Origin of the sequence: Fibrisoma montanum (assembly GCF_003583365.1) — a bacterium.
GTDB lineage: Bacteria > Bacteroidota > Bacteroidia > Cytophagales > Spirosomataceae > Fibrisoma > Fibrisoma montanum.
Map to the genome: position 1 here is coordinate 841,923 of NZ_QXED01000002.1, position 23,113 is coordinate 865,035.

Annotated in this window: 14 protein-coding genes; 3 read left to right on the forward strand and 11 right to left on the reverse strand. The window is 52.3% G+C overall.

Annotation, left to right across the window (positions count from 1 at the left end; translation table 11 throughout):
* Positions 1–10: 10 nt before the first annotated feature.
* From DYU11_RS09175 to DYU11_RS09185, 3 genes are all read right to left on the reverse strand, one after another.
* Entirely contained in the window at positions 11–943 is a 933-nt protein-coding gene (locus DYU11_RS09175) for a sensor histidine kinase (protein ID WP_119667340.1), read from the reverse strand.
* A gap of 182 nt (positions 944–1,125) precedes the next feature.
* Entirely contained in the window at positions 1,126–1,656 is a 531-nt protein-coding gene (locus tag DYU11_RS09180) for a hypothetical protein (protein ID WP_119667341.1), read from the reverse strand.
* 62 nt (positions 1,657–1,718) lie between these two features.
* Positions 1,719–2,255: an RNA methyltransferase gene (locus DYU11_RS09185; protein ID WP_119667342.1), complete on the reverse strand. Its 537-nt coding sequence runs from the start codon at positions 2,253–2,255 to the stop codon at positions 1,719–1,721.
* Between the two features lie 164 nt (positions 2,256–2,419).
* On the opposite strand from DYU11_RS09185, the gene DYU11_RS09190 reads away from it, so the two are divergent.
* Both DYU11_RS09190 and DYU11_RS09195 read left to right on the forward strand, forming a co-directional pair.
* On the forward strand, positions 2,420–5,464 hold the full coding sequence (locus DYU11_RS09190; RefSeq protein WP_119667343.1) for an outer membrane beta-barrel family protein: 3,045 nt from the start codon (positions 2,420–2,422) through the stop codon (positions 5,462–5,464).
* Between the two features lie 77 nt (positions 5,465–5,541).
* Positions 5,542–6,162, forward strand: coding sequence for a hypothetical protein (locus DYU11_RS09195; RefSeq protein ID WP_119667344.1), 621 nt, complete (start codon positions 5,542–5,544; stop codon positions 6,160–6,162).
* 17 nt (positions 6,163–6,179) lie between these two features.
* On the opposite strand, the gene DYU11_RS09200 is transcribed toward DYU11_RS09195, so the two are convergent.
* The 7 genes from DYU11_RS09200 to DYU11_RS09230 all read right to left on the reverse strand — a co-directional run bounded on the left by DYU11_RS09200 (position 6,180) and on the right by DYU11_RS09230 (position 21,071).
* A complete protein-coding gene (locus DYU11_RS09200) occupies positions 6,180–7,529 on the reverse strand; it encodes a dihydrolipoyl dehydrogenase family protein (RefSeq protein ID WP_119667345.1) in 1,350 nt (449 codons plus the stop codon).
* A 125-nt stretch (positions 7,530–7,654) separates the two neighbouring features.
* Positions 7,655–11,050: a DEAD/DEAH box helicase family protein gene (locus DYU11_RS09205; protein ID WP_119667346.1), complete on the reverse strand. Its 3,396-nt coding sequence runs from the start codon at positions 11,048–11,050 to the stop codon at positions 7,655–7,657.
* Between the two features lie 79 nt (positions 11,051–11,129).
* Positions 11,130–13,043, reverse strand: a complete 1,914-nt coding sequence (drmB, locus tag DYU11_RS09210) for an MrfA Zn-binding domain-containing protein (RefSeq protein ID WP_119667347.1) — start codon at positions 13,041–13,043, stop codon at positions 11,130–11,132.
* Entirely contained in the window at positions 13,040–16,768 is a 3,729-nt protein-coding gene (locus DYU11_RS09215; RefSeq protein WP_119667348.1) for a helicase-related protein, read from the reverse strand. Before DYU11_RS09215 ends, drmB begins: the two co-directional genes overlap by 4 nt.
* Complete coding sequence (locus DYU11_RS09220; protein WP_119667349.1) at positions 16,755–19,190, reverse strand: hypothetical protein; 2,436 nt, start codon at positions 19,188–19,190, stop codon at positions 16,755–16,757. The genes DYU11_RS09215 and DYU11_RS09220 overlap by 14 nt, the downstream gene beginning before the upstream one ends.
* 47 nt (positions 19,191–19,237) lie before the next feature.
* On the reverse strand, positions 19,238–20,425 hold the full coding sequence (locus tag DYU11_RS09225) for a restriction endonuclease subunit S (RefSeq protein ID WP_158600254.1): 1,188 nt from the start codon (positions 20,423–20,425) through the stop codon (positions 19,238–19,240).
* Positions 20,418–21,071 (reverse strand): hypothetical protein, encoded by a 654-nt coding sequence (locus tag DYU11_RS09230; RefSeq protein WP_158600255.1) that lies wholly within the window; start codon positions 21,069–21,071, stop codon positions 20,418–20,420. Before DYU11_RS09230 ends, DYU11_RS09225 begins: the two co-directional genes overlap by 8 nt.
* A 64-nt stretch (positions 21,072–21,135) precedes the next feature.
* On the opposite strand from DYU11_RS09230, the gene DYU11_RS09235 reads away from it, so the two are divergent.
* Entirely contained in the window at positions 21,136–21,363 is a 228-nt protein-coding gene (locus tag DYU11_RS09235) for a hypothetical protein (protein WP_119667352.1), read from the forward strand.
* A gap of 178 nt (positions 21,364–21,541) precedes the next feature.
* Here the strand turns inward: DYU11_RS09235 and DYU11_RS09240 are convergent, their stop codons facing one another.
* Positions 21,542–23,083 (reverse strand): type I restriction-modification system subunit M, encoded by a 1,542-nt coding sequence (locus DYU11_RS09240; RefSeq protein WP_119667353.1) that lies wholly within the window; start codon positions 23,081–23,083, stop codon positions 21,542–21,544.
* Positions 23,084–23,113: the final 30 nt, after the last annotated feature.

A 23,113-nucleotide genomic window follows, 5' to 3' on the forward strand; every position in this document is an offset into this window, starting at 1 on the left:
CCTTTTTTGTTCAAGCGCTTTGGCGAGTAGCCGACGGGGCCTGAGAAAGCGGAGCCAGCAGCGAAGCGGTGGGAACCTGAATCATAAATTCACTGCCTTCGCCTACCGTGCTGCGAACGTTTATTTTCCACTGGTGCGACTGGATGATCCGCTGCACGTAGCTCAGACCCAGCCCGAATCCTTTTACACTCGGCTGGTTATCGGCATGAACCCGGAAAAAAGGCTGAAAAATCCGCATCTGTAAATGCGCCGGGATGCCCACACCCCGGTCGCTGATGGCAATCAATAATCCGCCTGAGTTGATCTCCGTATGAATGGTGATTTCCGGCTGGCCCGTGCTGTATTTGACAGCGTTGTCCAGCAGGTTATGCAGAACATTGGTTAAATGAAGCCGGTCGGCCAGCAGCCGCATATCGGGGGCCATCAAACACAGGCGAACGTAGTTTTCGTACCGCTCCGACACCGACCGCAGCAGGAGATGGATGGAAACAGGCTCCGGATTCAGGATTAACGTATTGCGGTCGGCGCGGGCCAGGGTCAGCATGGTTTCGACCTGGTGTTGCAGCCGCTCGGTCTCTTCGCGGATGATCCGCATGTATTTTTCGCTGCGTTCCGGCTGGTTACGGGCAATGGGTGAATCCAGAATGTCGGAAGCCATCCGGATGGCGGCAATGGGAGTCTGAAATTCATGCACAATGGCGTGCAGTACCTCCGTCTGAACGGCCGAACGCTGCCGCCACCGGAGCAGACACCACAGGGCGTAGGCCAGCAGAACCTGCGAAACGACGGCGAGCAGGAACACCGCCATCCAACGCGACGAAACGGTCATTGCTGCTTCCGTTGGTACTGAGGAAGGCCAGTTGACGTAAATCAACCCCGCCGTCAGAGCCGACAACAGCAAAGCAAAGATCAGTAAAGAACGTACAGTAGAGCGTTGGACCATAGATTCGGTAACTTAATATGCCGTATGTACTCTGACCCATAGAGTGAAAGTACGTCTATTTACGGTTAGTGCAAGTTCGGTTACGTAAATGTCCAAAGAAAATAGGCATAAAAGCAAGAGACCCGGGATAAAAAAAGCCCGCCGAAGGCGGGCTGCTAAACCGGTAAATGATTAACTTTTTGTTAAGCCTTATCGTTCGCTGGTTCAGTCGTGTCGGTTGGTGCCTGGCTGGTAGTATCGAGAGTAACCGGCGTTGATACCGACGGTTTCCGATTGGCTGGTGTCGGCTTGGGGGCTGGAGTAGCCGTGCGATTCCGGGCCGGAGGGGTAGGGCGGGGAGTCGGCTGGGCGGCTTTAGGCGTTTCGGTCGACTGGCCGTTGGTGTCGGCAACGGGCGTCTGTTCGTCTTTAGCTTTTTTGTTGGCCGTCCGCTGAGCGTTCTTTTCGGCCTTCTCCGCGTTTTTCTTCGCCTTTTTCTCGTCCTTCTTTGCCTTTACCTCTGGTTTTGTTTTCTTGCCGGTAGCGGTGGTCGCTTTCTTCTCGTCTTTCGAGAGCAGTTTCGTCAATTTCTTCGCCAGCTTTTCGGCTGATTTTTCAATTGACTTCTTGATCTTTTTACTGGACTCGCCAGCTTCACTGAGTTTGGATTCAATCGAGTTGATGATGTCGGATGCCAGCGCCTGTTGTTTTGTTTTTGTTTCTTTCTTTGCCATGATTGGAAATGGAAAAATTTACAAATAACTACGCTTAATTCCGGACAATCAAAAGTTCTATGTTAAGTTTTTGTTACTTTTTGAATAAAATCCCAGCAGACTATCCCGGCGCTGACAGCTACGTTGAGCGAGTGTTTGGTGCCGAATTGTGGAATTTCCAGCACAACGTCGGCGGTATTGATAACTGCATCGCTCACGCCCGTAACCTCATTGCCTAACACAAACGCGTACTTTTTGTTGCTGTCTGGTTTGAAATCCAGCAGTGAAACACTGCCTTCTGCCTGTTCGACAGCCGCAATCAGCCAGCCTTCTGCCTGGAGTTGTTTTGTCAGGGACGAAACGTCGGGGCTGTAGGTCCAGGCGACCGATTCCGTAGCGCCCAGTGCTGTTTTGGTAATGTCGCGGTGGGGTGGCACCCCCGTGATCCCGCATAGATAGATTTTGTCAGCCCGGAAGGCATCGGCCGTCCGGAAAACGGATCCTACGTTGTTGAGGCTGCGGATGTCGTCCAGAATCAGGCAAAACGGAGACTTGGACGCTTCCTTAAATTCATCAACCGACAACCGGTTCAACTCATCGACGTTTACTTTTCGGGGCATGTTGTGTAACACTGATCAAACGGCAAAAATACAAGGCGCCTGTCAGTAGATAACCATAAAAAACATATGCTTTGAAATCGGTAGATGTGATGCAACGTTTTCTTATTAAATCATCTCTATGCATTTGTATACACCATCTCCTTTAGCCTAAACAATTTCTATTCATGCGCCTGCTGCTGTTCGCTCTGCTTGGTTTGGTCTTGGTACACGTAGCAGCGGGGCAAGTCCCATCGTCGGCCAGGCAGGGACCCGGTTCTGTTGTCGGAACGGTACTGGACTCGCTGACCCGCCAGCCTTTGTCAGAAGCCTCCGTATCGGTGCTGGCTGCCCGGGACTCGGCGCTCGTTTCTTTTGCCATTACGGATGCGGCCGGCAAGTTCGCGTTCCGGGGGCTGGCCGAAGGCCGCTACCGGATTGTGGTTACGTTTGTGGGGTACCGTAGCAGCCTGAAGCGGGCCGCCATTACAACCGCCAGCCCGACTGCCGATGTCGGTACGTTCGAACTGGTACCGCAGTCGCAGACGCTCGGCGAGGTATCCATACAGGGCGAACGCGCCCCCGTGGCCGTTAAGGGCGATACGGTCGAATTCAATGCCGGTTCGTTCAAAACCCAGCCCAACGCGCCGGTTGAGGATCTGCTCAAAAAACTTCCCGGGGTGGAGGTAGACGGCGACGGCACTGTCAAAGCCAAGGGAAAAGATGTCAAAAAGATACTGGTGGATGGAAAACCGTTTTTTGGGGATGATCCGAAAATGGCGACCCGGAACCTGCCCGCCGAGATTATTGATAAGATTCAGGTATACGATCAGCGCTCCGAACAGTCGCAGTTTTCGGGGGTTGACGACGGCGAACGTGAGGTAACCATTAACATTACGACCCGGCGCGACCGGCGCAAAGGAACGTTTGGGCAGCAGGCCGTAGGGATCGGGCCGCGCCCCGGCGACGGCCTGAGCGGTGATGATCCGCGATATTCTGCCCGCCTGAACGTGAACCGGTTCAACAACGGTCGTCAGTTTTCGGTGATGGGGATGGCCAACAACATCAACCAGCAGGGCTTTTCGGCGCAGGACCTGGGCCTGGGCGGTGGAGTGGGCTCGGGGCCGGGTGCCTTGTCGGCCCGGGGGGGCGGTGGCGCAATCGGTCGGGGCGGGGGCGGATCGCCCGGCTTCGGGGGCAACAACAACGCCATCACCCGGTCATTGGCCGGTGGACTAAACTACCGGGATGCGTGGGGGAAAAAGATCGAAGTGGCCGGAAGTTATTTCGTGACCAACACCAATACGCTGACAGACCAGCGCAGCCGCCGGGAGAACGTACTGCCGAGCGAAACAATGCCTGGTTCGACCACAGCCAGCCGGGTCGATTCGGCCTTCGTAACGAACCGGCAGAACGGCTCCGAAATCAGCAACACCAACCACCGGTTTAATCTGCGCTTTGAGTATAAAATTGATTCGCTGACCACACTGCGCATTTTACCCAGCTTCTCGTGGCTGAATTCCAGTTACGAAAGCCAGAGCGAGTCCCGGACGGTGGATGCGACCGGGGCGCTAGTGAATACGAGTACTGCCAACAATTCGTCTACCGGCAACGGCCTGAACGGCAGCAACAATGTCCTGCTGCTGCACCGCTTTCGCAAGCGGGGACGTACCGTATCGCTGAACTGGAACATGAACATAAGCAACCAGAGCAACGAAGGGTTTAACCGGTCGATTAACTCCTTTGCGACACCCAACACGCCTTTGCCGGGTTCGGAAGGGCCGGGCAGCACCACCTCCGCAACGGGTTTGTTTTCGCGGGAGATCAACCAGCGCAATGAGCAGCAGACCCGCTCGATGACCAACGGCATAAACCTTACCTACACGGAGCCGCTGACGCTGAAACAGACGCTGGAATTGCACTACACCCTGTCGAACAACCGCAATACGTCGAACCGAACCGTGGCCGACTATAACGAAACCACCGATCAGTACGACCGGCCAAATGCGCTGCTGAGCAACCGCTTCGTCAATACGTTCATGACCAACCGGGCGGGCCTGACGTGGCAGACCCGGCAGACGAAGTTCTTTTACGCGCTGGGGGTGGATGTGCAGCAGGCCGGACTCAGCTCCGATAACCGGACGCGCGATACGAGCTTTACCCGAACGTTCACGAACGTACTGCCGAATGCCTTGTTCACCTACACATTCGACAAGAATCGGAGCCTGAACATCAACTACCGCACCCGCATCAATGCGCCGAGCGTGAATCAGCTGCAACCGGTACCCGACAACACGAATCCGCTGAACATCCGGCTGGGAAATGCCAGCCTGCAACCCGAATACAGCCATAGCATCTCGCTGAACTACAACCGGTTCCAGCCGGCTACGTTTCGCAGCATGTTCGTGTCGGTGAACGCCAGCCGGACGGACAACAAGATCGTTAATGCCACGACGTTCACCCGCGCCGGGGCACAGACAACCCAGCCCATTAACACCGATGGTTATTACAGCCTGAGCGGTTTTCTGTCTTTCGGTCGGCCGTTGAGGCTGAAGGAACAGCGCGTGAACCTGAACCTGGGCACAAACCTGAATTACAATCAGGGAATAAGCTTTATCAACGCTCAGCAAAACCGGTCGCAGAACTGGTCGGTAGGGCAGCGCGTCGGACTGAATACCAACATCAACGAAAAGCTGGACGTGAACCTGTCGGGATCAATTAACTTCCAGACGGCGCGATACTCCGTCCAGACGCAGCAAAACCGGACCGCCGGACCGACCTCGTTTCTCAATCAGACCGCTACGCTCGATCTGTTTTATCAGCTGCCGTTCCGGTTTACGGTCAATTCCAACGTGACTTACAATAACTACGGTGGTGGGACGGGGAGCTTTAATCAATCGTTTGTGCTGTGGAACGCGGCTTTGTCGCGGCAGTTCTTCAAGCAGAAGCAGGGTGAGCTGCGGCTACAGGTGTTCGACCTGCTGAACCAGAACCGAAGCATCGTCCGGAACGTAACCGAAACCTACGTCGAGGAGGTACAGAGCCGGGTATTGAACCGGTACTTTACCATTAGTTTCATCTACACCCTGCGTCGGTTTGGCGGAGCCGGTCAGCCCAATCAACCGCAGGACGGTCAGGAGCGGCAGTTTCGCCGGATGAACCGGGAGTTTTCGCCGAATGGTCCCGGCAACCGGCCCGGTGGGGGCGAACGCGGTGGTCGCCGTCAGTTCTAAGCGGGGTTATTGATCCGGAGGCCGGTTGTTGAGTAGGTACGGGGCGGTCTGGTCTTGTAACAGAAACTACCTCTGTCATGAAAACAACTTTACTCATCACGGCTCTGTCGGCCGCCAGTGTAGCCGCCCTGGCGCAGGGAGCATCGGCGCAGCCGTCTCCCGAGACCCAGATCAAAACGGCAGTACTGGCCGCGCCGGCCGACAAACGCGACGGGGCCATGGTCTACGGCTACGATACCAAAGGCGCCTTTGTCGTGCTCCGGAAAGGAACCAACGACATGATCTGCCTTGCCGACGATCCCGCCAAAAAAGGGTTCAGTGCTTCGTGTTACCACCGGGATCTGGAACCGTTTATGAAGCGGGGCCGGGAGTTGCAGCAGGAAGGCAAAAAACCGGGCGAAGTGCTCACCATCCGGGAGCAGGAAGTGAAAGCAGGGAAGTGGAAAATGCCTAAACAACCCACAACGCTCTACGTACTGTCGGCCAAGGACGAAAACTACGATCTGGCCACCGGCGACGTAAAAGACACCTATCTGCGCTACGTCGTTTACATTCCCTACGCAACGGCCGAGAGCACCGGGCTACCCCTCAAACCTGATGCGCCCGGCATGCCCTGGATCATGGACCCCGGTACGCACCGGGCTCATATCATGATTAATCCGCCCCAATCGACTACGTCAGCGACGGCCAAGCAGTAAGCCTATGTCGGGCGTATTCATGACTTTAGCATCGACGCCAGGCCCGATGCACGGGTAGGGTAAGCAAACAAGGTGGTACGCAGGCTCTCGACGGGAATCCTGTGGTTGATGGCCAGCGTCAGTACGTTGATCAGCTCATCGCTGCCGACACCGAGCAGATGAGCGCCCATCAGCAGGCCGTTGTCGTCGTCGATCAGGAGTTTATAGCCCGACACCGGTTCGTTGATTCGTCGGGATTCGTACCAGTCGGTCGTGTCGCTGAACGACACCCGGATGTTTTTGCCGGACTGCCGGGCCGATTCCTCGCTCATGCCTACGGTTGCCAGATTCGGCCAGGTAAACACCACCGATGGAACGGCCGTTTCGGTATAGCGCTGCTGGTTGCCGTTCAGGATGTTGGCCCCTACGATGCCGGCTTCCCACGAGGCCACCGGGGTCAGAGGAAGCCCTTTTTCGGCCACATCCCCGCAGGCATACACGGCCGGGTTGGATGGGCTTTGCAGAAACTCATTAACCGCTACGCCTTTGTCGCTGTACTCCACGCCCGCCTTGTCGAGGTCCAGATCCTGCAAGTCGGCCGGCCGGCCGGCCGCATGGACGACCAGGCTGGCGTTCAGCGAGCGTTCCTGCCCCTGTTGGTTTATACCAACGCGAAGAGTACCGGGCTCGCCCTCGACCGAAACGACCTCGGCGTTCAGGAGCAGGGTAATGCCCATCGCTTCGGTGGCGCTCACCAGCAGGTCGACCAGATCCGGGTCAAATGGTTCCAGCGGTCGTTCGCCCTGGTGCACGATGGTTACTTTGGCTCCGGCCCGGCTGGCTACGTGCGCAAACTCAAAAGCGATGTAGCCACCCCCGACCATCACGATATCGTTGGGCAGCTGCTCCAGTTCCATAAACGCTGTGCTGTCGGTCAGAAGGTCCTCGCCGGGAATGCCGAGCGGAGCCGGACGGGCACCGGCGGCAATCACGATGTGATCGGCCTGCAACTGTGTATCGCCCACCTGCACCGCGTCGGGGGCAATAAAGCGGGCTGTTCCGTGGAAAGCCGTAATGCCGGTTTCTTTAAATTGCTGCTCGGTCTTTTCGGGAATGGGATCCGTGAAGGTGCGCTTGAACCGGATCAGTTCGGGCCAGTCGATGCGGGCTTCGGCTGCTAGGCCATTGTCGCGCATGCGTTCGGACCGGGCAACCAGCTCGGCGGCTCCGGCGAGAATTTTTTTAGGGTCGCAGCCGCGCTGAGAGCACGTACCGCCGAAGGGTAGTTTGTCAATGATGGCTACGGACTTACCGGCCTGATGAAGCTGTTCGGCCGTACTTTTACCGGCAACCCCGGTACCGATCACAATCGCATCGAATTGTTGCATAGGTGGGCCTGACGGGCAGGCAGTCTGGTGACGAGTCAGGACTCTGAATGGATGTCCCCACCTGATTAACCACAATCCCGGGCAAAGGTTGGCCGTACGGGTGTCCTTACCGGACTTAAGCGTGTTTACGCCATGGCCCGAGTGTTGCCATTTATTCCATCAATTATTTGAAATAACTGTTTGGTTTTGTCAGCAAAAAGTCCTGAAACGCCGGTGTCGTTAAAATCGGTGAACTGAGGAGTGTAGAGGACCTTCTTCTCAATGGTGCCATTCTCGGCTAAATAGCCAATCAGCATGTTGATGAACTCAATCTGAACCGACGATAGTTGGCCGTTGCTGAGGAAGGTAGAGAAAGCCGCCTTAGCGGCAGCGAAATCCAGGCCCACAATCTGACGAACGAATTCACCTAACGGTCGCTGCCCAAGAGCCTCGACAAACTGCTCGCGGGATTCCATGCCTACTCCTTCAAACAGCATTCGATCCAGTTCATCTAACTCGTGTTCGGTGATGGGCTGATTGTTGCGTAGTTTTCGAATCGTTAGGTGATTTTCATTCTGACGAATCAATTGTTCCATTCGATCCCGGTAAGCTTCGCTACTCACGTAACCGACAATATGTTCATGCACGCGCTCTAGACCGTCAAACTCGTCTGCGAAGTCGGTGTAAACAACTGGCCGGGTGTCTTTGTCCAAATAACGGACGAGGCCACGTAAAGCTAAGCGCACAGGCTCAAGGGCTGGAACACGAACTGCCTTCCAGTACTCAGTACCCGCTACGTCGTCGATTAAGGGCATTTGCTGTTGTACTTGTGGCACGCTACCTTTCTTTTGTAAACCACGACCGATTCGGCGGACTTTATTGACCAGCGTTGTCAACTGGTCGGTTTTGCCGGTTACGCGGTTCAATTGCGTTTGCAGGAGCAGCAGGTCAAAACGACGGGCCGTTTCGTCAGACTTCTCATCGGCGATCAGTGGGGCGATGTGCTTCTCTAATTCCAAGACATCAACCGTATCCAACGCTCGCCAACGAGCTTCATCTTTGAATTTTAACACACGCTCCCATTCCCGACGTACCAGGAAACTGTCTTCATCTAACAATTGTACTTGAGCATGAAGGGTACGAAAAAGTGTTTCTTTTAACTCCTGCGTTTCAGCGTCGGCGTCCTCAGGTAAGGCCAGTGCCAGCCGCAAGCGTGTAATAAACACTTGCTCACTTAAACTGGGCGGAATACTGACATCGGCTTCCTTAGGATCCTGAGCGAAGAACTCAAAGTTGCCGCAGTAATCGAAAATATTGAATAACTTCTTATCCTGACCTGGCCCGAACAGATGCGGGCGAAGCCGGGTACCGCGCCCGATCATCTGCCAGAACTTAGCCTTCGACAGAACCCGCTTAAAGAAGACCAGGTTGACCACTTCGGGGATGTCGACGCCCGTGTCGAGCATATCCACAGATACGGCAATCTGGAAGTCGTTGTTATTGGGGTCGGTGAACTGGCCGATTAGCCGATCCACTTCGTTGCCGAGCGAATAGTCAATTAACTGGCAGAAATGTCCGGCATACTGCGGAAACAGTTTCTCAAAGCGCTCCACGATAAAAACAGCGTGGGCATGGTTCTTTGCGAAGATGATGGATTTACCCAGCCGATCACCGCCTTCAATCGTCAGCCCGTTTGTCATCAGGTGAACCAGGACTTTATCGACCGTATCTTTGTTAAATAACCACGTGTTGAGTTCTTCCGGATCAAACCCTTCCGGTACGTTGCCTTCCTCATCGGTAAACGTTTCTTCGTATAATTCCTGCTCTTCCTTAGTAAGATTGTCATATCGAATGCCCTGTTGCATGAATTTGAGGGGTACCGATACGCCCCGGTAGGGCACCAGGTTTCGATCATCAACCGCCTTATCGAGTGGATAGTCGTAGGTCGGCTGTTGGTTGGGCAAGTCAAAGAAACCAAACGTATCGCGGTCGGTCTCGTCTTTAGGAGTGGCCGTTAAGCCTACCAACAGCGCATCAAAGTAGTCGAAGATGGCTTTGTACTTCTTGTAGATACTGCGGTGCGCTTCGTCGATGATGACCAAATCAAAGTAGCCAACACCAAACGTCCGTTCCGGTGCACCAGACGGCCCGTTTTTCCATTCGCTGTCGATGCGGTTTAGGATGGTCTGGTACGTGGAAAACACAATGCGGGCTTCAGCGTAGTCATCGGACTGAAGCAGGTTGACGCCCGTCAGGTGAGGTACGTACCGGCCGAAGTTTTCACAGGCTTGCCGAACCAACGTTTTCCGGTCCGCCAGAAACAGCGTGCGCTTGACCCATCCGGCTTTCACCATCACATCGACTAAGGCCGCTGCCGTACGCGTCTTACCGCTACCTGTCGCCATAACCAGCAGGGCTTTTCGATACCTGTTGGCAAAGTGGTCGCCGATAGCCGCAATGGCCTGAATCTGGTAGTAACGGTCGGCAATGGCTTTGTTAACTTTGGGTTCCCTAAATAGCTTTCGTTCGGTTCGGCGGGCAATCAGTCGCTGTAGCTCATCCGGCTTATGAAAGCCCTGTACTTCGCGAGGATTGTAGAATGTATCATCCCAAAAGCCGGTTCGGAAACCATTGGTGAAGTAAATAAGTGGCCGACGACCGTACCGCTGTTCCAGCGCGTCGGCATACCGAACGGCCTGCTGCTTGCCTTTGTCCCACTCGGCGGTCGCTCGTTTGGCTTCGACCACGGCCAGTGGTAACCCATCGGCTCCCCACAGCACGTAGTCGGAGCGGTCGGTAAGCGTAATGGCTTCTTCAATGGACGCGTTTTCGTCTTTGGTTCGTTTGCCGGGCTGACTGGCAATGATCCAGCCCGCTTCGCGCAGCAGCTTGTCAATGAACAACTGCCGGGTTTCGGCTTCGGTGTAGGCACCAGTATAAGTCTGCAGCGACTCGGTGCGCTGATCAAGCTGGGCTTTTAAGGCCGCAATTTCGGCTTCTTTAGCCTTTAGCTGCTCGGCGTGAATATCCGTCAGCAGGGTTTGCTCGGCCAGTTTCGCCTTTAGTTCGGCCTGCTCGTCGGCTGTCTGGTAAAAGTTGGTGGTGGGCAACAGCGTTTCGTCGAAAGGACGAATCGGCACTGAAGGACCGAAATACGTTTTTACAGCCAGAGCGCAGATACCGTACAATGCTTTCAGCGCCACCAGCGATTCAGCCGACGATAACTTAACGTCGCTGGCGTGAACGGCCTGGTTGCCGTAATCTTTCAGTAACTTAAGCTGATCCTTCAATACGTAAGGAATCACCTTTTTGAACTCATAATGGCCGATTAGTTTGGCTAAGGTACGGTCGTAGGGGTCGGGTGGGAAGTAGGGCGTCAGGCGCGGGTCGTTGGCGTACATGTACATGACCAGTTCCTCCAGTCCTTTGCGACATAAGGCTGCACCTACAACCGGCTTAATTATGGTAAACTGCTCGGCCAACGTGGCCGTTTCCGCTACATCGGGAAGGGTTCCGGTTAAAAAAGAGAAGTTGGAGTTCATAAAGTCAAGCAGTCAGCAGTACGTAAACATAAGGCTATACGGTCATTGGCCTTTAAGTAGTATTTGACAAAAATATAGTTTACATAGTATTTCTAAAATAGCCAAACTCTGAATCAACAAGTAGCTGTCGGTCCAATAAGGTGTTAAACTCTTCGCATGATGTTTCTGGTAGTATTGCGCATGAGTAACAGGCAGCCAGGTTCAGGTTGCCTGCTCCCTGTCCGTCGGATGTCCAGCAAATGGGATCAGAAGCACAATGCTGAGCCCGCCACAAAGCCGATTGGAGCAGCTTGATGAACTTATCGGATCGACATAGTGACGTGAGTCCGCCAAAACTACCTTCAGCACCCGCTACTGTATAAATTAAAAGTCCCGTCATGCGCCCTTTTTTGACATACAGTCGCTCCTGCAAGGATGCAGCAGGGTAGCCGCAGCTAAACTCCAATTCTTTAATGATTAGATGAGACAGGGTGTGAATTAGCACAAATTCCGGCGTGGCACTCTTCCCCTTGATAATAGCGCTTGGCGCTTGTCGCAAATTTTGCTGAAGCGTCGTTAATCGGGTTATCAAACCAGGGTGCTGAGCAAGCCATTCCTGAATGGCTTGGGTACTTAATTCGATAAAGATACCTTCTCCATACCCTTCAACTCCGGGCAGATAATATGTCCGATCCCGGTAGCTACTGATGTATTTCTTTTGAACTTTCGGCCGGTCGTCAAGCTCATCATCGGTTACCAGATACGTATCGCGATCGATAGGCTCCTGGCGCGTGTAGGAGGTCAGTACGCTTGTCAGACGTAGTTTGTCAATCCGACAGATCTTACTAATCAAAGCAGAGTAATCGCCTAAATCAGTGAGCGTTTGAAAGGATAGATCGGCATCATTGTTTTCTTGATTCTCAACAAAGAATCGATATTCCTGGAAGCGGTAATCCGATTCGCTCAGATTCGACTGCGCTTCTGCCAATTTGAACTGATTAGCCCGCAGCCAGCGTATTTGCTCAATACTGACCGTATATCCATCCTCGGCTATCAATGCGGCAATCTCCTCATCCGTACGAGTTACTATTTTAGCCCGTCTACTAATCTCATTCACTACCCCTTCCGTCAGAGTTGTATCAGCCGGAATGTACAGGCTGGTTAAGATATTGGGGTAATAAACGCTGTTACTGCTTCGTAATACGGGCTTGAACAAGGCTTGAGATTTTGATACCGCTTCAAACTCTGGCAGGTCACATTTGGCAACGCGAAGGCTGAACAATCCTCGTAATGACCGGCTGTGGGTTTTATTATTAGGAAATCGCGCTGTAATAGTTATGCCCCGTAGGTCAGTGAATCGCTCAGACGTACTGATGGTGAATGTTGTGCCAGGTGGAATTACAACATTTGGGTCAAGAAATGTTGTTTTACTGTCATCGTCGTCCGAGGCTTGTACTGCTGGCGGTATATCTGCATCTGGTTCCTGGTTAGATAGCGTCCATTTATCCCAGGGGACATCGGCCACATCACCATTGGCAGAAGTCATCATAAACCGAATCTGCTCTAGTTTATGCTTACGTCGCTTGCGGTCAGCATCAATATGGCAATGCCCGCATGTTGGTTCGCCGGTCATTTCCTGGCCTACTAATTTATGCCAGGCCTCGCGCCAGTTGTCTAAGCGGTCGAAGCGCGAACAGGATGGGCAATGGAACCAGCGGGGAAAATACTCGGCTGACAATAGCTTATATTCACTGACCGGTTTATCCCAGCGAAACTCATTTTCAGGAATTTCAACGATATGTTTTAGCTGCGTGAAATAACGCCGTAGCCGACTAACGAACCGTTCGTCCTGAATACGGAAGTCGGCAAACTGACTGCCTGAGTAGCGTTGATAAAAGGGCCACTGTTCAAAGTCCTGAATGAGTAAGGCTCCATGCCGGGTTTCAATTAAAGAGCCAATGCCGCCGTAGGCGCTAATGGCTTTTCTGGTTTGGATTGGTTCGTAGAGGTTCATAGTGCAGTGGATTGAATGGGTTCAGGTTGTTCTTCGCCTGGCTCAGAAGCCACAGGTGACGGCTGATTTGTAATGCGTATTCCGCTGGTCGTATCTACCTCACGCATGGATTGCATCAGACTCCACTCATTAAATCGACCGGCAGGTTGGATCAAACCGGATTTTGGGCTTTTGTTATCTTTGTATACCAGGTCGGGTTGACTCTGCCGTTTAGCTGACCATGATTCAACCAGTTTGTCGAGTTTATCGAGTGCGTAAGCCCGGTCGTCGGCTTCAGGAATCCGCTCGGTCAGCATGGCTCTGAACCGATCGACGTCTCCTATGAACTGACTAGCTCCGTTATTTGGGTATTTATTGTCCAGATGCCTGACAAACGTAACGAGCAGGCTATTCATCGCTTTGTCTACGGCGATGCGGGTGTATGGAGTTACACTCAGGGGCTCCACAAATTTGTAATAAGCACTGTTGAAGTCCTGGTAGTGCTCAAAGAATGACTTTTCGCGCGAGCGGTTTGGGTCCAGCAGGTTAACAACCAGCCCTTTATGCTCCCGGCCTACACGACTGGAAGCCTGTATGTATTCGGCAACGTTGCGGGGCAAACCATTCATCAGCATCAGGTTTAGCCGACTCACGTCGATACCTACAGAGAGCATATTTGAGGCCAGTACTAAATCAACCGTATCTATAACGTAGTTACGATCTTCTTCGGCCTGAAGTTGAAACGGTGTTTCGAGTTTACTCAGCAGTGGCTTGATTTCCTGACTAGGCACCCGGCTGGTTAGTTCTTTTGTCCGCTGGCTTAAGCCATAGAAATTAAAGCGGTAATAGGGATGTAATCCATACCGGAAATGCAACTGACGCAGTGCATCATGAATTTCTGAGCCGACCTGATTGTACGCTTTTCCTACATCCTTCAGGCTGTTATAGTAGGAAACAACAGTCCAGTACGGATCAATCAACCGTTGCGCTTCTGGGTCGGGATGCTCTCGTTTGAGGTCCATCAACAGTTCGGCACGGGCTAGCAAGAGATGTGCCAGTAGTTTGACTTGGGTGTTCAGTCCGGTTTTGCCGGTCGGCATGAAACCAATATGCCGCCGGAGACTAGTTTTTTGTACGTATGAGAAGAAATTATCATCGTAAGTAATGCCTGGCGCAGGGAAAATATTGACCTCCCGGTCATACAACATCCTGATCTGCTGAGCTGTATTACGGGTGGTAGCCGTTGAGGCCACAATTTTGGGCACACGTCCGTTTTTGCTACACAGCATATCGACCACCGATTCGAACAGACCGACCAGCGAACCCAGCGGACCACTCAGGAGGTGTAACTCATCCTGAATGATTAAATCGGGCGGTAGTGACGGACCCGTTTCGGCGTTGAATAATTTATACCCGTCTTTTACGTGCGGCAGTTGAGCGAACTTGTCAACAGTTGCAAAGAGGAGTGTTGGCCGTTTTTCGTAAACCTGCTCATCGACAAAGTAGACGGGGATCTCCTGACGGAATGCACAACGCGAGTTGCGACAAAAGGTTTGAAACAGGTTATTGAGTGCTTTGTAGCCGGCGGCCCATTGCTGATTAGAGGGCGTCTTTGTTACAGTATCGCAACCACACCACGGGCAGCTTTGTACAGGAAACGGATTCCTTTGAGTAGGGTCAACGGCCTGTTTAGATTGGTTTGCTTTAGCAATTGCTTCTGTTAAGTCGCTGAACCCTTTTTGCGCATCGGTGTATTTGTTGGGCGTGGATGCCGCCCCAACCCACATGCCAATTGAAATAGGAAGTTCGCCTAATGATTTATCGCCTTCTTTTACCAGATGTCGACGCATAAATTCCAACGCGACAATTAACCGCGAAGCCCGTTCAAACTGCTGGGCGGTCAGCAGGCGAAGGGTGTAGCGCATCAGAACGCTGACGCCTTCATAAGCTTTGGGATCAGGATGCTGAACCCGGCGGGCAACAATGGTAAAGGCAGTTAAGGCCAGATAAGCCTCTGTTTTACCCCCACCGGTGGGAAACCAGATCAGGTCAACCAGATTACGCCAGTTGTCAGGAGAAGGCGTCGATTCGAGGGTGTCGATGATGTTTAACAGCAGAAACGCTAACTGGAAAGGCCGGTAAGCGGGGGCTTTGTGTTTGTCGTCGAAACGGTCGTAGTCACGAAAGAATTGTAGCGAGTCATATTCTGTATCGATCAACTCTGCGAATTTGGCAAGTGGCTTGGGAGTGGCTCCAAATGCTTTGTCCCGATCGCGCGAAATAATCATCTGGATGTACATGGCGGTGTTGGCCAGTTGGAAACAACGGTACACTTCGTCGTCTTTCAGTCGCTCCAGGTTCCTTTTTAGTCGCTCAACTGTTTCCCGCTGACCTTTTAGCAGTGGTTCGTAGCAACTGCTGTGTTGAGGCTCCTGCCGGGCTTCGGCGTCCTGTTCTGTTTTGTGCCATTGTTCATAACAGTCAATAAATTCGCCCAGCCGATTAAGAACGTCCTCTTTATCATATTCCGTCCAGATAGACAGGTTACGAACCTGAATCACAGATTGAACCGTTTCGGGAATGTTGTCGCGAAGCTGGTTGCTATAGTGCTTAATATCGGCCTGGGGCAGATAGGTTGTTTGCAGCGTAGTGGGTTGCTGTTCGCTTCCCCAATCGACCGCACAGCCGTGTCCCTGCCCGAACGCACGCTCTTTGCGGTATTGGTAATTAATCAGGTTTTCTTCCTCATCAAATGGGTTGATTGACTGAAATGTCTGGAAAGGTTGCAGCGGCACATCAACAACCCGAATAACCGGCTGGAATATGCTGATTCGGTTCAGCACTTCGTTTCCGTTTGAGAACCGGGTAGCGGGGTGAGGGGTAGAGCGGTTTGCCAGCAGCAATTTAACGTACCGAACCTTACCCTGCTGGTAACTCTGCACAAAGAGCACCAGTGAGCACGTCTTTTTCCCAAACGTTTCTCTATGTAACGGATGCTCTTCGTAAGAACCCGGCTTCGGTATAGTAATCGGAAGTTGTTTCGAAAAGCCTTCCCGCTGCCAGATAGCCCGGCCCAATAAGAGAAGGAGTTTCTCGTAACCCTCTGATTGGTGAATACCGGGGTATTCTCGGAAATATGACCATAAGTCACCGGCTTTTAACGACTTACCAGCTCCGACCAACTCCATGAACCCATCCTGATAAGCCAGCATCGTGTCGAGCGGATAAACCGAATTATAGGCCAAGGCCTCGAACGCGTCGGCGCTGATGGCAATGCGAGCGGTTTGGGTTTTTAGAGGTCGGTACAGCGCAAAACTGACCTCAACAGACAGACCGGTTACGGCAGGGTCGAGACAGCACGTAAGCCCCATGTTATTGGGGAAAAAGTGGTTGGCAGCCAGCGTTTCATCCGGGCGTACTTCCGGCTCTTCGGCGTTTGGTTGTCCTGCGTGGGCGGCTGCCTCTTCATCCGTGACTGGCTGGTTGGTCGGGCTGAAAAAAGTGTCCCCAAGTCCGTCGTCGGTGAGGTCGCTCAGGGCTGCGCTGTCATCTTCATCGCCAATGGTTTGTGTTTGCTTCTCCGGAAACAGAACAGCCGAGTAATAGCGGTTTAACGGAAAGTCGGCAATGATTTCCTGCTTGTCGGGCAGGCCGAAGCGGTCGGAGCCGGGGCCAATCAGCGACCGTTGCAGACGGCTGACAAACGTTGACCGGGCCGGATCGAGGAGGTCGTTAGGCGTTTCCATTGGTAGTTAAAGTTATTGAGGCAATTGTTTTTTCCTGAATTGACTGGAGGAGCGTATAAACGACTTCATCGGTGAGTTTGTCGAATAGTTCGCCTTTCTGGCCCGTTTGGGTGAAAAGCATTAGCTCGTCGCTGATCTGGCGTCCGGTACTGTGTCGCAGATTACGGTCCCATCGGCGAGAAGCCATAATTGCTTTGAAATTAATAATGAACGCATGGTCAGTTAAGCCAATAGCGGTTCCAAGTTTAAAAAGAGCTTTCAGGGTTCTTATATGAGGAAAGCGGATTGTTGACGTGGCATGCAAATAATCGCGCAAACGATTGATCTGGCTGGTCATGCCATTGGTGCGTAAGTTGCCGTAAAATTGCTCCAGGTCATTGTTATAGTGGTTGAGCAACTGTCGGCAGTAGTCGCGCCAGTATTGACTGTGCTCATCAATCCGCCGGCTTTGGTCAGGACCCGCTAATTGCCGGATAAGTTGATGAAACGTTGTCGGGCTGGCATTCTGGTAATACTGAATGCTGGCTTCGGCATATAATTCACCAACCGTTACGGGTAATTTCTGCCCACTTTTGAGCAGCCAGACCGATTTATAGCTGTAGAACTCCTCAACGGTTCCGTCCGTAAAGGTTAGTCGGTATTTGGGCGCTTTATCGGCCAGAGCACTGTACAAACGTTCAGAATCGGTCAGGTCTAAATCCGGCATGTCGTCGGAAAGATTGCCGGGTACGTCAGGACGGGGCTGGTGGTCAGAGCCGGGCTGCGGTTCTGGTCTGGCGGGTTGGGCTGTAAACCAATATCGACGATCAGGGTGCTGCTGCCAGCGTTGCTCATACTGTTTCATGCGCGCCCAGTCCTGCGTAAAGTCGTCGGTTTCGACGCCGTCGAACAAATAAAAGATCACGCACCCGGTCATGTGCCTTAACTGTAGCAAACCGTTAGTGCCTAACCAGCCCGGTACGTAGTACAGGCGGTCGTGCCGGTTGTTGGCGGATGAACGCGCCCAGGCAGACAGGTGGGTGTACGGCCCTTTTTTCGCAAACGTGAGTAAGGTTTCCCGCTCCCGAATCTCCACAGCATCGGCATAGCGGCCAGAGGCCAATACGACCACTTTCAGCCGTGGCGCAATGCCGGAGCCAGCAGCCAGGTAGGCAGCGTATTTGGGGTTGTTGGTGAGGAAATAATCCCGAATCTCAATCAGACTTTCCCAGATAGGATTTAGCCGGATGGCTACCTTGTCACTATCGTACTCCCCAGACACCGCAAACTTGGCCAGTAGTTCGTCGCTGCGCAGGTATAGCTGCAACCAGTTATGAAAATCGTTGACAATGGCGTCGCGCCGGGGACCATCAGGCAGAAACAGCCGGTAATAAAACCGCAGAAAGGTGAGCAGTTCAAACGCATCGATCTTGTGCTGTTCGCGCAGGTCGGTTAGCTGCTGCTGTAAGGTGCTCACTAATACTTGTAAGTCCGGTGTAGACAGTTTCTGGAGTTCGTGAACCGGTTTTGGCTTCTTCTCAAGTCGCTTGAGTTCACTGGCAACCCATCGCCACCGTTTTAGCGGTTGATTGCCCAGATTGGGCTGCTCGTCGCCGATCAGAATCAGTTTACCGTAGCGGCCCAGGTTCTTCTCGTTACGGAGGTTATCGAGCAGGCCGGACTTTTTGTAGCGTTCGCTGCCGACAACAATGACCTCATCGAAATACGTATCACCGGTGAGTATATACGTGAGGGCGGTTTCGATGGTGCCGCAGGCGTCGATCATCGTATCGATGGGCAGGCCGTGCGCCCGTATAGAGCCGTTGCGACTGCGATACCGAACCGGATAGGCCGGCTGATCAACTAGCAGATCGTAGTCAGCAATGAGCAGGGTCTTGTGCGAAAACTGCGACAGTACGTCTAGTTTAGGCTCGTTGAGTACCTGCCGAAAATAGTCGCGGTAGCTGATAAGCTGCTCGGCAGTTTTGCGCGACTGGTATGCGTATTCATCCTTCCGAAGCAGCACAATGGCCTTTTTGATGGGAGAACTGTAGGCAGCCGCGTTTTTCTTAAACGCTTCTCGCACGGTCCATTTTCCTTCGCCCAACACCTCGGCGCAGCAGAGTAGCGTGTCTTTATGGAACAGCATATCGCCCGCCCGAACCCGAACGGCGGTTTGGACCTGACTGTCGATCCAGTTCTGATGAAACTTGGCTAGTACGATGGTATTGAGTAGCCACGCCAGAAACGCGGGTTCAGCACTGCTGCCGTGTAGAGCCAGGTGCGCATCGTGCCCGTCGGCGTTGGTGAGGCAGTGGTGCAGCAGATGAAACTCAATGGTTTCGACGGAGGTGGGTTGCTTCTCGCCGAACTGATAATAGGCCAGCGACCGGGCCGACTCCTGCCGGAGCGCCAGCAGGTAGTCGTCTTGTAATGAATTCATGAAAGGAGGGGTTTAGTGTGGATACTATTGGCAACGTGGAGAGTTCGCTACCCGAAACTCTCCTGCAACAGCCGCCCGAACAGGGCCTCGCTGGCGGCCATCTGCTGACGAACCACCGCTTTCTGCTTCTCAATATGCTCAATCAATCCAGCAAAGTTGGTTTGGAGAGAGAGGGGTGGGAGTATCATTTCATAACTTGCAAGCTCCTCACGATTAATTTTAGGAATATTAGCCCTTCTGGATACATTAGAGGCAAATGAAACAAAATCAGCAGAGTTGAGAATACTCCAAATAAAATCTCGATTTGCCTTATGAGGCAACGGAGTTAAAGGATACATGTCAGCACTACATATTCCGCTAAAATTGGGCTTGGCAACTTTGTTAAGATAGGGGCGTATTTTGTTGTAAAGAACACAAGTCGCATCAAAAACAAATTTTCCGCTTTGTAAGCCTAAGTCTTTGGCTGTTTTCATCCCAGACAACTCTCCAGAGTTGCTCTCAATATTATCTCCTCCCACGTGTAACATTGAGCTATATGGCTCTTTAGTAGGATCAATTAATTTTCCTATAACTTCAACCACATCGCCCAGCAAAACTTGTTCCCATCCCTTCTCATTCCTGACCGGGTCGCCGAAGAGGTCGAGGAAGATGCTTTGGGCGAGTTGGTCGTAGTGGGCGAGGAGTTGGCGGTCTTTCTGGCGCAGGGCGTCGGCGCGGTCCAGCAGGGCCGCAATCCGGCGTTGCTCATCGAGAGAGGGAAGGGGAATGGGAAAGCTTTTGATTATCTGTCCTGAAATGTTAGGCTGCGCTCCACCTACACCGCTGTTAATCAACTCTTTTTTTGACTTTATCAGGTAGTAGTAAAGAAAGTCAGGTACAATTTTATCATTTGGTAATATTGCTGCACAAGCTTGGTTTGTGGTAGCGGGTATTTTTAAAATTGAGCAAGCTCCAATTGTAGCTCCATACATTGCAAGCAACACAGTGTCTTTAGGGAATAACTTCGCAGAAGAGTTTTTAACACCTAGTTCTGTAACGTATTCATCGACTGCATATAAATTTTTGCTCTTGAGGTCTCCTGTCTTTACCCAAGGAATATTTCCTCCGTCAAAGTATTCTCTATTCTTTGTGTTGGGTGTGCCACCAGAAGTAATCTTACAAATCTCGCCGAGGGTTACGGTTTTGGTCATGGTTGGTGTTGGATGTTGATTTTGTTGCAAAGTCTGGTTACTCATTCGTTGTTTGATTATCAAGGTTGTCCAGCAGATCCGCCAACAAGGGTAAGGCTTGTTCATCTATCTCCAGGTGTTGAACGAAACTGAACAGATCAAGTGCGGCCAGAAAATCGGCGCGTTTATTGGAGTCGATTCGCAGCAGTACGTATTCATCAGGATTATACGGGTTATCCTCATTGTCGTCTTCATAAGACGGGTCCAGGTAAGCATCAACCCGGGGGTTAGTGTCGTTGAGGGCTAATTGCAGGACTTTCCTAGAAAGAAACTGCTTGATCTCAGCTACGTAAAGACATTCATAACTCGGGTCGTCGATGTATGTTGCTACCTGTAGGGCCGCGAAATTAATATACAACTGATCCTGATGGCTGAGCGCATCGAAGCAACCCTCAATGACGCCTTTAATGGTCATTTCATAGGGTTCCCAAATAAGAAACCTCTGACTCTGCTCTTGTGCACATATCTCGTCCCAGCAGTTTTCCAGCGGACTATCGTCGCCAGAAAGAGTATATTTAATCCCTTCCAGGTCTGCTTTGACTTGATTTACCAGTGCGTCGACATGCTGATTAGCCAGCGCAGCAACTTCACCATACGAAAGATTAAACGGTTGAATGAGTGAGTAATCCGCCATCGGTAGTTTTAGGTTCACGTAAACGGGATCTCTAAAGCCTGTCCATTAATTATGTATATTTATACGAAACGAGCTGCGTAACATGAACACACCTCATCACCTGATTCAGCTACCTAAAGCGGCAGACGTGGTTCTGATCGCTGGCAAAGCCGCATGTATCGCTTTTCGGGAAGCCCTCGATGCCAAACTACCTGTTGTTGTTGCCGAGGGCAACGAACTAGTCGAGGTTGATCCCAACGGTAGCCGAACGGTTCTAAAGCAATTACCATCGTTACGAAAACCGGCCCGGCGGATGCTGATTATCCCGTAATATCCTATGCCTACCTTAGCCCTGTTTGCCGAGAGCCTGACGGTTCAGGCTGGTATATTGAGTACGTCGAAAAAAAATCCTAAACTGAGTGCTATTAACAGGGACGTTTAAAAGCGTATTTTGATGATACTGCCTTGGCTATGAAAATCTAGTGTCGGCAGTATCATTCACTTTTGAGTTAATTCTCAGCAACCTGAGCCAGCATCTCTTCTAGGGCCAGCAGATCGGTTTGCCGCTCGGCGTCGAGTGCTTTAATGCGATTGATAATCACCTCCGGTGTATCGTATTCCTTCTGTTCATACACCACCTCTTTGTAGCGGTTGATGCTCAGATCATAGGCATTGGCCCGGATGTCGGCCACCGGTACCAGAAAGCTCTGGTCGGTGCGTTTGCGGTCTACCTCGCCCGCCAGATTACGCCACCGGTTTACGATATCCGGAATGTCGGTCGCATGAATTGGCGTTTCTTTATGCTGGCTGATCAGCGCTTCCAGATCGGCAAACCGCTCGAAGCTCGGGCCGGTTGGCGTCCGTTTATCGTCAAGGCTATAGCCATCGGCCCGCATGTCGTAGAACCAGACGTTATCCGTGCCGCCTGAACCGGTTTTCGTAAATACCAGCACCGCCGTGCTCACTCCCGCATAGGGTTTAAATACTCCGCTGGGCATCGAGATAACCGCCTGCAGGCGGTGTTTCTCCACTAACTCACGCCGGAGTTGCTGGTGAGCTTTGCTGCTGCCGAACAGGACGCCATCGGGCACGATCACGGCCGCCCGGCCACCGGTCCGCAATCCGCGTATAATTAAGGCCAGAAACAGCAGTTCTGTTTTCTTGGTCGCAACGGTACGTACCAGATCAGGCATGACGTGGTCCACATCGAGCGAGCCTTTGAAAGGGGGATTGGCCAGGACAACAGTGGCTTCGTCTTCAAAACCGGCGTTGGCCTTGCTAAGCGCATCAACATCGGCGAGCCGCTCCGGTTCAATGCCGTGCAGCAGCAGGTTCATCGCTCCGATGCGGATCATGGTTGGATCAAACTCCATACCCATCAGCAACCGGTACCGGTAGTGTTGCTGCACAGCCGACTTATACAGGGCTTGTCGGTGATACTCGGCTACGTATTCGCCCGTTGACACCAGGAAACCAGCGGACCCAGCCGATGGATCACAGACCACATCGTCGGTACCAGGTGCCATCATCGCTACCATCATCTTGACAATGTGGCGTGGTGTCCGGAACTGTCCGTTCTGTCCGGACGTAGCGATTTTCGACAACAGGTATTCGTATACGTCGCCTTTGGTATCCCGGTCGTTCATCTGAACGTTATCAAGCAGACTCACTACCTGATCGAGTAGTCGGGGCGTCTGAATCATAAACGTAGCCCCACGCATGTACCGGCTGAATGAGCTGCCTTGCCCTAAGTTGCGGATAAAATCGAAGACACCGTTTGATTGGCGGAAGAGCTCGAAGCGGGCTTCGGGATCAATGTCTTTAAAACGACTCCACCGGAGCGGGTACTGGTCCGGTGGATAAACCGGGTTTTCAATGGGTTCCTGCAAGTCGTTTGCCTGCTGCTCCTTGGCCGTCTGAATCTCGTCTAGTCGACGAAGGAACAGCAGGTACGTGATTTGTTCGATAACGGTAAGGGGGTTCGAAATGCCGCCTGTCCAGAAGGCTTCCCAAACCTTGTCAATATTAGAGCGAAGTTCGCCGGTAAGCATATTTTGTAAATAAGATAGGTTGTCAAAAAT